Origin of the sequence: Kordia jejudonensis, assembly GCF_001005315.1 — a bacterium.
In the GTDB taxonomy this organism is placed as follows: Bacteria; Bacteroidota; Bacteroidia; order Flavobacteriales; family Flavobacteriaceae; genus Kordia; species Kordia jejudonensis.
The window spans coordinates 57048-70832 of the sequence record NZ_LBMG01000019.1 but is presented as its reverse complement, the minus strand read 5'-3'; the positions used below and the strand labels follow the sequence as shown (position 1 = coordinate 70832).

Below are 13785 nucleotides of genomic sequence, written 5' to 3'. Positions count from 1 at the left end.
TTATTCGAATTTTAGGTATTTGATTAAATCTATTTTTGTGGCATTTAACGCCTTTACACCTACAACAACAAACACAAGTAACAATAAGATAATTGGCGTTACGATATATGGCCAAATTGGCATGTCTATCCGATATACAAAATTGTCCAACCAACCTTGCATTAAGTAATACGATATTGGCAATAAAAGCACTACGGCAATTAGGGTAATTTTCAAAAAACTTTTTACCAATTGAAAAATGATTTCTTTTACAGACGCGCCAAGTGTTTTTCTGATGGCAACTTCTTTTAATCGTTGTTGAATAGTTAAGGTTGCTAACGCGAATAATCCGAGTAACGAAATGATGATGACTATCGTAGAAAGAATTAAAAACATGGTTTGTTGTTTTTGATACTTTTCATACGTTTCTGCAAATCGATCGTCTAAAAATTTATAGTCAAACGGATAGTTCGCATCAATATTTCCTTTCCAAAATTCTTCAATATCAGCAATGGTTTGTGAAATATTTTCAGGTTTTACTTTAAACTGTATGGCATTTACCCATCTTTTAGTCATCGGGAATGTTTTCCAATGAATTAAAAACATCGGATCTATTTTTACATCAAAACCATCAAAATGATAATCTTTAATCATTCCAATCACTTCTAGCTGACGTTCATCTTCATCAGGTTGCCAACCAATACGAACTTTTTTCCCAATCGGATCATTGTAAATGCCCAAACGTTTTGCTGTCGTTTCATTGATAATGATATTCGATACCGTATCTGAAGCAAATGCTTCTGAAAATGTTCTTCCTTTTAATACATGAAGTTGTGCAAAGTCTATGTAGTTATGATCTACCGTATTTGATGCCGAATTGAACGATTCGTCTTTGTAACGAATACTTGTCCCGTTTACGTTTCCATCGCCTGGCACAAACATACTGGTAGAAATTTCAGTAATATTTTCATGACTTGTCATCGCATTTTTTAATAACTCATACTTTTTATATTCGTCATCAATATTGTATACATTTACGACAAGTGTTTGTTCTTTTGTAAAGCCTAAATCTTTATTGATCATGTAGGACATTTGGTTGTAAATAACCAACACACCAATTAAAAAGAAACCTGAAATTAAGAATTGTAAACCCAACATAATGTTTCGGGCAATCACTCCTTTTTTACTGCGTGAAAAGTTTCCTTTTAAGACTTCTATCGCTTCAAAATTTGCCAAATATAAGGCTGGAATACTTCCAATAATAATTGAAGTTAGTATGGCAATTCCAATCAATTTTAAGAGAATTTCGCCATTGAGTATTGTAATGTTTGTATCCATAAACTGATTGAAGTAGGGCAATAAAAACTCTACCAAAATCAATCCAAATAATAAGGCAACTAATCCTTGCAGTAAGATTTCAAATACATATTGAAAAATGAGTTGTTTTTTAGACAATCCAAGCGTTTTCTTTACACCAACTTCTTTGGCGCGTTGACTTGCTGAAGCGGTCGATAAGTTGATGAAATTTACACATGAAATCACAATTAGTAAAATAGACAATCCTAACAGAACCAATAATAATTGATAGTTTCCTTTGCCACCAGGACCAGCATGATTGGCTTTGTGATGCAAACGAATGGTACTCAATTGCTCTAACACTACTTCCATGATGCCAAATTTTTCTTTGACTTCTTCCAAGGTCATATTGTTTTCTGCCAATTGCGGCTTGATGTTTTTATCAATAATGACTGTGTTCATTTTCTGTCGAACTTCATCAATATTGGCATCTTTGGTAATTTTACAGAACAATTCGTTTTGAAAATTTCCCCAATGCAATTCGAAAGGTTCGCTAAATTGCATCAACAATTCTGATTCATAATGACTGTTTCCAGGCACTTCGTACACACAGGCAATAATTAAATCGTTCCCATCAATTTTTACCATTTCGCCTATTGGGCTTCTTTTTCCGTAAAATTTAGTGGCTAATTCTTTTGAAAGTGCAATGTGTTTTCTGTTTTCGGCAAATTTTGCAGTACTTCCTTCTACAATTGTGAACGGAAAAAAGTCGAAAAAATTCGGTTCCGTTTGCGTCATTTTCTCTGTATATATTTTTCGTTCTCCGTCTATTAACACACGGCTTCTGTAAAATGGAGAAACTAATACGGTTTCCTGTACTTCAGGAATATCGCTTTTAAAAAGAATCGCTTCTGCTGATGTGCTCGTAAACCAAATTCCGTTTCTTTTAGACGTGTTGGAAACTCTGTAAATATCATCTTTATCTGGATTCCAATTGTTGTAACTGAGTTCGTCATTAAAATATAATAATACAATGAGCAAACCAGCAAATCCGAGTGTTAATCCAGAGATATTGACGACCAAATTGAGCCAATTCTTTTTGCTGTTTCTAAAAAATAATTTTATCCAAGTTTGTAACATAAGTTCGTTTTTTGATTGATGAATGGTTGACTTTTGTTACTGAACTAAGACGTCGATGTCTCTTGTATTGGTTTTTTCTGAAATGATTTCTCCATCTTTCATCATGACAATTCTACTTGAAAATTGCGCATCGTAAGATGAATGTGTTACCATGATAATTGTAGATCCTGAAGCATGCAATTCGGTTAATAATTCCATCACTTCGTTACCGTTTTTACTATCTAAATTTCCTGTTGGCTCATCGGCTAAAATCAATTTCGGATTGGTTACCAAAGCTCTTGCCACCGCAACACGTTGTTGTTGTCCTCCAGAAAGTTGTAATGGAAAATGTTTTGCTCTGTGTGCAATTCCGATACGTTCCATGATTTCTGTGACACGTTGTTTGCGTTCGCTCGATTTTACATTGTTGTAAATTAATGGCAACTCAATGTTTTCATACACTGAAAGTTCATCAATTAGGTTGAAGTTTTGAAACACAAATCCAATATTGGCTTTACGTAATGAAGCACGTTGTTTTTCGGTATAGTTTGCCACTTCTATGCCGTCAAAAGAATAGCTTCCTGAGTTGGGCGCATCAAGTAATCCGATAATGTTTAGCAAAGTTGATTTTCCACAACCTGATGTTCCCATAATGGAAACGAATTCGCCTTGTTTTACGGTTAAATTCAACTTGTGAATTGCTGTGGTTTCTACTTCTTCTGTTCTGTAAACTTTCGTTAAATCTGTTAATGTGATCATTTTTTCTTTATTTTTTACTGTTCGTTTTTTGATGTTTTGATGTTTGGGTTTTGGGTTTTGGGTTTTGGGTTAAATTGTACTTTTCAATTTAAAATTTAGCATTCAACATTTATAATTTTGGTCTTTGGTCTTTGGTCTATGTTCTATGTTCAGTTGAAGTTAATCTTCATTTAACATTTAGCATTTTGAAATTCGTTATTCGTTATTCGTTTTTTGTTATTCGTTAATACGTCACTTCGAGTGATTTTTTGTCATATCGAGCGCAGTCGAGATAGATAAAAAATTGTATCGAGAAGTCCTTATTTACAATAATGTGACAAGCTTTTCTACAAGGATAAATACAAATACAATCATGATGTGTTAGTTTAAGTTAATTTCTTCCATTTCTATAAAATCGTCATAACTTGAAGTGATGACACGATCGCCTTCTTGTAAACCTTCCAATACTTCATAATAGAAAGGATTTTCACGTCCGATTTTTACATTTCGTTTTACCGCTTTGTTATCAGAATTTAAGACGAAAACCCATTTTCCATTGGTGCTTTGGTAAAATAATCCTTTCGACAATAATAAAGCTTTGCTATTGTTTGATAAAAACATTTTACTTTTTAAAGACATTCCACTTCGAATAGCCGTTGACAAGGAATCACTTTCAAATTGCAACTCCACTTGAAAACCACCTTTTACAATTTCAGGATCAATTTTTGACAAACGAATTGGTACTTTTTGTTCGTCAACAGTTACGGTTCCTTTAATCTCTTCACGCAATCTTGAAATGTAGTATTCGTCAACTTTAGCCGTTAATTTGTAACCGTCTAACACGTCTATCTTTCCTAAATTATCTCCTTGATTAAAATTTTGTCCCAATGTTGGATTGAATGATGATAATAAACCATCAACAGGAGCTTTTACAATAAAATTCTCTTTGTTTTTACGCAATAATTCCAAGCTTTCTTCCATCTTTTGCACAGAAGCATTGATACGTGCCAATTGTATGTTTCTATCCGTTTTCTCGTTAGAAACTTTCGCTTTAATCACTTCATTGCGTTCTTTCTGAAACTTGTATTCTTGCTCCGAAGTTTCATATGTATTTTTAGCAATTACTTCCTTTTTATACAAACGCGCATCTGTATTGTATTGACGTGTTGCATTTTTATACGCATTGTCAATACTTAGCAATTGTTCGTCTAAATTTAACTGCTGATTTTTAATCGTCACGCGAATATTTCTCAAATTATTAATCTGCTCCACAATTGCCGTTTCTTGTGTCAAATAATTCAATTCTGCATTCGGATTGTACACACGTAATAAAGGTGTTCCTTTTGTAACCATTTGTCCGCTTTCTACGAAAACTTCTGAGACAGATCCACCTTGAATTACATTTATCAACACAGATGTTTTTGGTTCTACAGTACTATTAAATAATAACACATCTTCAAAATCACCCGTTACCACTTCTTTAATTGATACGGTTTCTCTGTCTAAATTTACTTGCTTCTTCCGTGTTGCATTCATTAAAATAACACTCACTAAAAGCACGGCTGGAATTCCCCATAGTAGCATGCGCTTTGTTTTTTTATTTTTTGGTTGAATTTGCTTGTCCATTGTTCAAATTATTTTGTCTGTTAGGTAGAATGCCATTGTTGTGCCATGAATTAATAAATATTTAAAAACCTAATTATCAGCTATTTAAAAAAAAAGTGGTTTTCATAGTGTTCATTTTCGAACATTTTTTTGTTCATTATCAAACATCTTCCTAACTATGTACTATGAGAAAAAAAGAAGCTTCTATATTAATTGTAGACGATGATGACGATATTTTATTTTCGGCACGGATCAGTTTGAAGAAATATTTTACGGAAATTACCACTACAAATAATCCAAAAAAGATTGGAAATCATTTGACGGAACAAACCTTTGATGTGGTTTTGTTAGATATGAATTATCGCATTGGTTTTGAAGATGGAAAAGAAGGTTTGTACTGGTTGCAATACATCAAAAAAATAAGTCCAGAAACCACTGTGATTCTCATGACCGCTTTCGGAAATGTACATTTGGCCGTAGAAGCCATTAAAAAAGGTGCAACTGATTTTATCCTGAAACCTTGGAATACAGAAAAACTGTATAGTATTGTAAATGCTGGTGTGGAGTTGGCGCGATCGAAACGAAAAACGACTCAATTAGAAACTGTCCAAGAACGACTCGACAAAGATTTTCATCAACAAACCGAACATATTATTGGAAACTCTGCCGCGATGAAAAAAGCGATTAGTTTGGTTCAAAAAGTAGCGCCAACAGATGCAAATGTGTTGATTTTAGGAGAAAACGGAACAGGAAAGTATGTGTTTGCCAAAGAAATTCATTTACAGTCTAACCGTAAAAATCATCCGTTTATTCATGTTGATTTGGGTGCTTTGAATGAAAATTTATTCGAAAGTGAATTGTTCGGTTATGCAAAAGGTGCGTTTACAGATGCACAAAAAGATACGCTTGGACGTTTTGAATTGGCGTCAGGCGGAACGATTTTTTTAGATGAAATTGGAAACTTACCATTACACTTGCAATCAAAACTATTAACGGTTATTCAAAATAGAAAAGTCACACGTTTGGGCGAAGGAAATGAACGTCCAATTGATGCTAGAATCATTTGTGCTACCAACGCGCCGATTCATGAAATGGTGAACGAACAAACCTTCCGACAAGATTTATTATTCAGAATCAATACGATAGAATTACAATTGCCACCATTGCGCGATCGTACGGAAGACGTGGAAGTTTTAGCCGCTCATTTCTTAAAAAAATTGAATCAACGGTATCGAAAACAACTAACTTCTATTTCCGCTACAGCGTTGACAGCATTGAAAAATTACAATTGGCCAGGAAACATTCGTGAACTCGAACATATCATTGAACGTGCCGTGATTATCACTGACAATACGAGTATTGAACCTGAAGATTTACATTTTTCTTCACGAAAAGTAACCACAAATGCACCAATAACACTAAATTTAGAGGAAACAGAGAAATTGTTGATTCAACAAGCAATGGACAAGCATCATGGAAATATTTCGAAAGCTGCGAAAGATTTAGGCCTAACGCGTGCCGCTTTGTACAGACGTTTAGAAAAACACCAATTATAAATGGAGAAAAAAATATACATACAACTCAGCATTCGTATTTTGTTGATTTCACTCAATGCGATTTTGATCTTTTATTTTTTTCAAAACGGCTATATCATTAATGCTTTTGGCTTCGCATTATTATTATTGTTTCAAGTTTTTTTATGTTTCGATTATTTACGAAAGCTCTTTATAGATGTTGAAAAAACGGTTGATTGTCTCCTACATGACGATTTTTCAAATATGATTTCAACCGAAAAAAAGACAAACAGTTTGTATGCAAAAACGGCTGCTTTGCAAGAAAAATATAGAATTCAAAGTCAACAACATACATCCGAACAATTAATTTTTACCAATATTATTGAGAGTTTAAGCATCGGTGTGTTAATTCTTAGGAAAGATTCCAATGAACATATTGAAGTTTTTCAGCTCAATAAAGCTTTTGTTGATTTCTTTAAAATTCCAAAATTTTACAAATGGGCATTGTTAAAGGAGAAAATTACACCTTTGGTAAACATTATTGATACGAAAAAGTGGAAACGTGTAAAACATACGATTTCGTTAACCGTAAACGATCAATTGGAATCATTTTTCTTGAAAACTTCTGTGACACAAACGAACGAATTTGAGTATTTAATTGTCACGATGGAAACCATTCAGCAATTAATTGACAAGAAGGAAAAAGAATCGTGGTATAAATTGATGACAGTAATGTCGCATGAAATTATCAATACGATTACACCAATTACGAGTTTGGCGGAAAACTTAGATTCGCTGTTGCAAGACGAACCTGATGAAGATACGTTGGAAGAATTATCACAGGGTTTGAAAATCATTAAAAAGCGTTCGTTACACTTGAATAATTTTGTGACAACCTATCGTCAATTATCCGAATTGCCATTGCCTGATCGGAAAGAAATCAATTTTACAGAAACCATCAAAAATACCTTGGACTTGTTTGTACAAGAGTTCAAAGAAAATGATATTCAATTGCACTTTCAGCATGAAGAAAATGTAAGTCTTTTCGCAGATAAGCAACAATTAGAGCAAGTGATTATCAACTTGATTTCTAATTGTTTGTATGCACTTAAAGAAGCTTCAACGCCAACTATTACTATACAACTTTCTACAGATCAAAATCGTGTACATTTGACAGTTTCCGATAACGGAATTGGAATTTCTAAGAAGATTCAAAAAAATATCTTTATTCCGTATTTTACGACTCGAAAAGACGGTTCTGGAATTGGCTTAACACTTACCAAAAGTATTGTGGAAGCACATGATGGAAATATTTTCTTTACTTCTGAAAATGGTCTGACAACGTTTAAATTGAGTTTTGAAAATGCAGCTGAAGTCCCTTAATATTTACTTTTTAGATTGTAAGTAATGATTTAAAATGTACTAACTCTATTCCTGCATCAATCTGGAAAAAATACTGCAATTGCCACATTTGTGTCTTCATGGCTTGTGTACTTGTGGGTTTGTCCCAAACTGGATATACTCGAATTCCACGTTTTCCATCGTTAGTTTTTGTGGAAACAATGCGTTTTTGAATCAACACCGATTTTGGAAATACAAACTGACCGAAATTTTCATCTTTTTGCACATTAATGATGATAAAATCAAATGCATCAGTTTCCTGAAAAGGCATTGTAATTCCTGCTGAATTTCGTTTCCAAATCGTGACAAACTGTCCAACTTTTTTAGGGGTAATTTTTGCCGTTCTAGAGATAATTTGAAAAGTATCTAACTGAAATGTACAGGCTTCATATTCCTTACTTTCTTCACTTTCGTGAAAATTTAAAAAATCGAAACCGCAAACATCATACACACGTTTTTTAGCTTTTGCGACATAAAATGGAAGTTCTTTATTTAGGTTTTTCATGAAGATTTAATCAATAACCTCATCATACGTATTAAATTGATTTCTATGATCTCCGCGAAGTTTCAAATCACTTTCAACCTTCGTTTTTGACGGTCTTTGTAGCATCAAAAAAAGAACTAAAACGCCTGCAATTGCCATAAATGCTGTATTTCCTGTAATCATAGATAATATAATTCCAAAAAATGCTGGACCTTCAATCATTGCAAATTTTATGATTGAAGCCGTTTGGTAACTCGCAAGTTTTGCTTTTAAACTCGGTTTACTTTCTGCACTTGCAAGTAGTTTTTTAAATATCGTTTGACTTCCCAAAATGGCGCCAACAGCAATTACAGGATATACTAATAATAATGTATCACTGGTGTCAAAGGTTGGTGTCATTGCGCCATCGAATTGAAAAAAGACAATAGCCATAAAGAAGAGCAATCCGCTTAACAATGCCATGTAAATAATCGTCAATGTTTGTACAAACTTATTCGGCGTCAATCCTTGTATGTTTGATTGCATTTGGAAGTAATTTTTGGTTGGTTATTTCAAATGTATTAAAAAATAATTCATTTTTAATTTGGAATGATCGTTCTGTTATTTATATATTTGTATTCGGAACGATCGTTCTAAAATAAAAATACTCATAAAAAATTATATAGAAATGAATACATTACAAGGAAAAGTTGCCGTAGTTACTGGCGGAAATAGTGGAATTGGTTATGCTTCGGCAGCAACGTTAAAAGCTAAAGGTGCAACAGTTGTCATCACAGGAAGATCAGCAGAACGTGTTGAAAAAGCTGCAAACGACTTAGACGTTACAGGAATTGTGGCCGATGTGACTTCGCTGAGCGCGATTGATAATTTGGTAAATGAAGTAAAAGAAAAACATGGAAATGTAGATGTATTGTTTGTAAATGCTGGAATTTTTGCACCTGCGCCTGTCGGACAAATCACAGAAGAAATGTTTGATCATCAGTTTGGAATCAACTTTAAAGGTGCTGTATTTACGACAGAAAAGTTTTTACCCATTTTGAATGATGGCGCGTCTATCATCAATTTATCATCTATTAATGCATACACAGGAATGCCAAATACGGCTATTTATGCTGCAACAAAAGCTGCGTTAAATTCGTATACGCGAACGGCTGCAACTGAATTGGCACCACGAAAAATTCGTGTGAATGCTGTAAATCCTGGACCTGTTGAAACGCCAATTTTTGGAAAAACTGGAATGCCCGAAGAACAATTGAACGGTTTTGCACAAGCAATGCAAGAACGTATCCCATTGAAACGATTTGGACAACCACAAGATGTTGCAAACTTAGTAGCTTTCTTGGCTTCTGATGAAGCTTCATTTATCACTGGAAGCGAATATAATGTGGATGGCGGAATGAATGTAAATCCTTTATTGAGTTAATGCAACTTCATTTATAGAATATATGTATTTTTGTAGAGATGGTTTTTGCCGTCTCTACAATTTTTATTTGTATGCCAAGAGTTAAAAAATTTAATGAAGAAGAAACGCTAAACAAGGCAATGTGCCTTTTTTGGCGCAATGGTTTTCACGCAACATCGATGCAAGATTTAGTGAATTATTTAGGCATCAATCGTGCAAGTATTTATGATACGTATGGTGGAAAAAAAGAACTGTTTGACAAAGCTTTTGCACATTATAGAACGACAAGCAGAACACAATTAAAAGCATTCTTGGAAAGTCAAGAAAGTGTAAAAAATGGATTTAAAAAATTGTTTGAAAATGGTATTTCAGAAGCCGTTTGCGATACCGAACGCAAAGGTTGTTTTGTTATTAATGTGACTACAGAATTGGTTCCGAATGATGAAGAAATGTTAAACGTTATTCAAGAAAATAAAGTGTTTATGGAATGTACTTTTCATGATTTTCTTCAAACTGGTGTTGACTCAGGAGAAATTTCGGCAACGAAAAACCTAAAAAATTTAGCTTCAATTTTGCATACATTTTACAATGGAATGAAAGTCGTTTCAAAAACAGATCCGAACGAAGAAGAGTTGTTAACTTCTGTAGATACAGTATTGACGTTATTAGATTAATCTACAAAAAGTGTTATCCAAATTGCCACCTGTATCGCTGCTGCTGCCGTTATGGTAACTACTGCAATCGTAGTGTCGATCTTAAAAACGCTTTTTACCTTTTCTTTCAGTAATACATACATATTAGTTCCATAGAAAAATGCTGAAATTAATAACATTCCTACAATATTTGATGGCTGCATAACATCATCAATAAAGGTATAATATTGTGGTGTTGGCGAAATTACGTGATAGATAAACGAAACAATAACGCCTGCAATTCCTGTAACCATAAAAAAGGTAATTAAAATCCAGCCTAGCATTTTTCGTTTCCAAAATAAAATTGCACCCAAAACGATGGAAAGTATATGTGCAACATAAATAAAAAAATCTGCATCGATTTTTCCTTTCAACATATCATCCATATAGAAACCCATTAATGAAAAGTTCGTAACAATAGTGTACAAAGCGATTCCCGCATAAAACCAACACATAAAACGAATTTGCTTTTCATACAATTCCAATTCTTTCGCAAAAGGATTTACATTTTTGAATAAGGCAAAGAAGTCTCTTTTCAACGTTTCGTTTTCTTCTTTTCGCCTTAAAGCTTGTGTTTTTTTGAGTTCTTTTTCTCTTTCAACCTCTGAGTTTACTGTTGCTATTTGCGCTTCACTAAGTTTACGAGAAGCCAATTCTTGTTGGGCAGTTGCTACTGCTGCAGCTTGATAACTGGAAGCATTTGCTAATATTTCTAAAAGTTCCCTATCGGATAATTGTTGGTAACGTGCGGTGAATTCAATCATAGGTTATAAGTGCGATTTTGTAGTAAATAGTTACCATTTTCTTTTTTTGGCTTGTTGTTTTTCGTGCTCAGCTATCAAAAAATCTTGAATGGTTTGCACTTGTTTGTCAAAATTCTTAATTCGCAGTATGGAAAAAATCAAGGTGCGTTTTCGTCCGTCGGTTAATTGATCAAAAATTCGTTTTCCATCTTCATCTTGTGCTAAAAATGCTTCCAAAACTTCTGGAATTTCCACACCAAGCGGATTTGGATCTTCTTCCAACGTATACGAAACCATATCATGTTCGTCTTTATCCAACGCTTTTATGTAGCGTTTGGCAAGCATAATATAGTAATTTCCATCGCCTGAATGATTCAAACCACATTGCAAACGCACTTTGTCGTCAATAGTACAAATCAGTCGTGTAGCACGTTTCTTTTCAAATTGATTTACAATTTCAGCCGAAACTTCTAAATGATAATAACTTCCATTCTTTTTGATGGATTGTTCGTTTTTGTAAATCATACACTTAAATTATTTTTCTTTTTCATACGTTAATCGATTTCCACGCGCCAAATAACTGATCACAAAAATTTCATCAGTATATTCTAAAATTGAATATTCAAGTTTATCTCCAGTTTCATCAATTAATGTTAAATATTCTACACCTTCATGTTCTGTTAATTTATAATCATACACATCATTTGAAGAGATTGTCTCACTTTGATAAAACATGATAAATTTTCCATCTTTTATTTCAACGCCAGTATTTGAATCTTCTGTACTTATCCAGCGGCCATTATCCAAACCTATACTCTTCTCCAATAATAAACTACTGACTTCTCTACCCAATTTTGTGAAATTTGCCACAACATAAGTTTCGTTTTTCCAAGCTTCGGTAACGTCAATATTTTGAGCATTGTCCATCTTAAAATCCCCAGATGTAATTGTTTGTTCTTTTTCTAATACTCGAATTAATTTTCCATCAGCAATATAAAAACGATTTTCTTTTTTTGTAAAAGGTCCTCGCATAGTAGCTTCACTAAATTTTTCTTGGAACACAAAAAATAATGTATTTTCATTAAAATAGTATGTAGTCTTCACCGAACCATGTTCACCAAACGCTCCTTTTACAATTTTTACAGGCGTATTGCCGTTAAAATATCCTTGCAATTCTAAGACGCCACCTCCAATATCTTCTTTGTCACTTTTCAGCGTATATGAAGCTTGTTGACTTTCAATTTTAGCAAAATTTTCTTTGATTTCAGCTATGTGTTCATCTACTGTTTTAGGTTTTGAGCTTTCAACCTTTGTTGTCACTTGAACAGTTTCAGAGGTTTCAGTTGGTGTTTCGGTTTCCTTTTTATCATTTCCACAAGCAATTATTAGAAAAAATAAACAAACGAATACTAATTTTATTTTCATGTCAAATACTTAAATTTTGAAGTGATCTAAGATATTGATTTTTTAGTATTGTGAAATCAACATAATCGATTTCGTCTAAAATAAACAGGTTTCTATGATACGTTTCTTTCAAGCGTTACTTCACTTTATCTGTCAATAGTTTACTCAGTTTCAAAAAACAGCCAACAAGAGAGCACAATATTTTAGGTTAAATTAAGGTCCGTATTTCTAAAAAAGCAATACAATACGCTACATTTGAACCAAGCTGAATACTCAATCGCACATAATTCAAAATTATTTTAAAAATAAATAGTTTTTGTGTTTGTGTTTCTGAAAAAATCTTATATTTGCAATCCAAATTTTCGGGTGTAGTACTATATTCATCATGTCTATAAAACTACAAAACACTTTTCGGGGTGTAGCGTAGCCCGGTTATCGCGCCGCGTTTGGGACGCGGAGGTCGCAGGTTCGAATCCTGCCACCCCGACAACTTAAAAGTCTTGCTTTCTGCAAGACTTTTTTTATGCCGTATACTTAATTCTCCCCAAATAACTACTGTAAAATGAATTGCAAGCGCATAGCGATTCAAGAACTTACATCGCCAATAAAAACACTTCTTAAATCATTCCTACTTCTAAAAAAAAGAACCTCGAAAAAAGAAAATTTCAACCAATTTCATAGCTGTAGAATATCTTGTAGTGATCTCAACGCTTTTATCTAAATTAAATGAATAATTTACTTAATTTTGTAGCATCTAAAAAACTAAATAACATATGCTCATTATTGGTATTGGCGGCGGAACAGGAAGTGGAAAAACAACCGTAGTTAACGAAATCATAAAACAATTACCCGAAAATGAAGTTGGAATCATTTCGCAAGATTCCTACTATAATGATACTTCACACTTAGATTACGAACAACGAACGAAAATAAATTTCGATCATCCACGATCTATTGATTTTGACTTAATCTGTGAACATTTGACCGAATTAAAGAAAGGAAATGCCATCGATCAACCTGTATATTCGTTCGTAAAACACAACCGTACAGGCGACACAATTCACACATTACCACGAAAAGTTATCATTGTCGAAGGAATTCTAATTTTGACAAATCCTGAACTTCGTAAAATGTTCGACATCAAAATATTTGTACATGCAGATTCTGACGAACGACTCATCCGAAGAATAAAACGCGATATTACCCAACGCGGACGCGATATCAACGAAGTTTTAGTGCGTTACCAAACAACATTAAAACCAATGCACGAGCAATTTATTGAGCCTACAAAAGAATTTGCCGATATCATCATTCCAAATAATCGCTACAATACGGTTGCCGTAGACATTGTTAGAACAATTATTAGCGAACGATTAGCCTAATTTTAGTACATTTACATAGCATTTTT

Annotated in this window: 13 protein-coding genes and 1 tRNA gene; 6 read left to right on the top strand and 8 right to left on the bottom strand. The window is 33.5% G+C overall.

What is annotated here, in order from left to right; all coding sequences use genetic code 11:
- The 3 genes from AA089_RS11130 to AA089_RS11120 form a co-directional block, all read right to left on the bottom strand.
- On the bottom strand, window positions 1–2415 hold the full coding sequence (locus tag AA089_RS11130; RefSeq protein WP_046757022.1) for an ABC transporter permease: 2415 nt from the start codon (window positions 2413–2415) through the stop codon (window positions 1–3).
- Window positions 2416–2451: 36 nt separating this feature from the next.
- Window positions 2452–3153 carry an ABC transporter ATP-binding protein gene (locus tag AA089_RS11125; RefSeq protein ID WP_046757021.1) on the bottom strand — a complete coding sequence of 234 codons (702 nt, stop codon included), beginning with the start codon at window positions 3151–3153 and terminating at the stop codon, window positions 2452–2454.
- A gap of 360 nt (window positions 3154–3513) precedes the next feature.
- A complete protein-coding gene (locus AA089_RS11120) occupies window positions 3514–4758 on the bottom strand; it encodes an efflux RND transporter periplasmic adaptor subunit (protein ID WP_046757020.1) in 1245 nt (414 codons plus the stop codon).
- 164 nt (window positions 4759–4922) lie between these two features.
- Here AA089_RS11120 and AA089_RS11115 point away from each other — a divergent pair, with 164 nt between their 5' ends.
- Together AA089_RS11115 and AA089_RS11110 are read left to right on the top strand one after the other, a co-directional pair.
- A complete protein-coding gene (locus tag AA089_RS11115) occupies window positions 4923–6293 on the top strand; it encodes a sigma-54-dependent transcriptional regulator (protein WP_046757019.1) in 1371 nt (456 codons plus the stop codon).
- Window positions 6294–7634 (top strand): sensor histidine kinase, encoded by a 1341-nt coding sequence (locus tag AA089_RS11110; protein WP_046757018.1) that lies wholly within the window; start codon window positions 6294–6296, stop codon window positions 7632–7634.
- A 10-nt stretch (window positions 7635–7644) separates the two neighbouring features.
- On the opposite strand, the gene AA089_RS11105 is transcribed toward AA089_RS11110, so the two are convergent.
- Together AA089_RS11105 and AA089_RS11100 are read right to left on the bottom strand one after the other, a co-directional pair.
- Window positions 7645–8157 carry a MepB family protein gene (locus AA089_RS11105; RefSeq protein WP_046757017.1) on the bottom strand — a complete coding sequence of 171 codons (513 nt, stop codon included), beginning with the start codon at window positions 8155–8157 and terminating at the stop codon, window positions 7645–7647.
- A 6-nt stretch (window positions 8158–8163) separates the two neighbouring features.
- Complete coding sequence (locus AA089_RS11100; RefSeq protein ID WP_046757016.1) at window positions 8164–8661, bottom strand: hypothetical protein; 498 nt, start codon at window positions 8659–8661, stop codon at window positions 8164–8166.
- Window positions 8662–8803: 142 nt separating this feature from the next.
- On the opposite strand from AA089_RS11100, the gene AA089_RS11095 reads away from it, so the two are divergent.
- Entirely contained in the window at window positions 8804–9559 is a 756-nt protein-coding gene (locus tag AA089_RS11095) for an SDR family NAD(P)-dependent oxidoreductase (protein WP_046757015.1), read from the top strand.
- Window positions 9560–9630: 71 nt separating this feature from the next.
- On the top strand, window positions 9631–10212 hold the full coding sequence (locus tag AA089_RS11090; protein WP_046757053.1) for a TetR/AcrR family transcriptional regulator: 582 nt from the start codon (window positions 9631–9633) through the stop codon (window positions 10210–10212).
- Here AA089_RS11090 and AA089_RS11085 read toward each other — a convergent pair.
- From AA089_RS11085 to AA089_RS11075, 3 genes are read right to left on the bottom strand one after another with little or no spacing between them, the layout of a single operon-like run.
- Window positions 10209–10994 carry a hypothetical protein gene (locus tag AA089_RS11085; protein WP_046757014.1) on the bottom strand — a complete coding sequence of 262 codons (786 nt, stop codon included), beginning with the start codon at window positions 10992–10994 and terminating at the stop codon, window positions 10209–10211. The two genes, AA089_RS11090 and AA089_RS11085, sit on opposite strands and share 4 nt — an antisense overlap.
- 30 nt (window positions 10995–11024) lie before the next feature.
- On the bottom strand, window positions 11025–11498 hold the full coding sequence (locus AA089_RS11080) for a DUF1905 domain-containing protein (protein ID WP_046757013.1): 474 nt from the start codon (window positions 11496–11498) through the stop codon (window positions 11025–11027).
- A gap of 9 nt (window positions 11499–11507) precedes the next feature.
- Entirely contained in the window at window positions 11508–12398 is an 891-nt protein-coding gene (locus AA089_RS11075) for a hypothetical protein (RefSeq protein ID WP_046757012.1), read from the bottom strand.
- Window positions 12399–12789: 391 nt separating this feature from the next.
- On the opposite strand from AA089_RS11075, the gene AA089_RS11070 reads away from it, so the two are divergent.
- A tRNA-Pro gene (locus AA089_RS11070) sits at window positions 12790–12864 on the top strand.
- A 286-nt stretch (window positions 12865–13150) separates the two neighbouring features.
- Window positions 13151–13759 carry a uridine kinase gene (gene udk / locus AA089_RS11065; protein WP_046757011.1) on the top strand — a complete coding sequence of 203 codons (609 nt, stop codon included), beginning with the start codon at window positions 13151–13153 and terminating at the stop codon, window positions 13757–13759.
- Window positions 13760–13785: the final 26 nt, after the last annotated feature.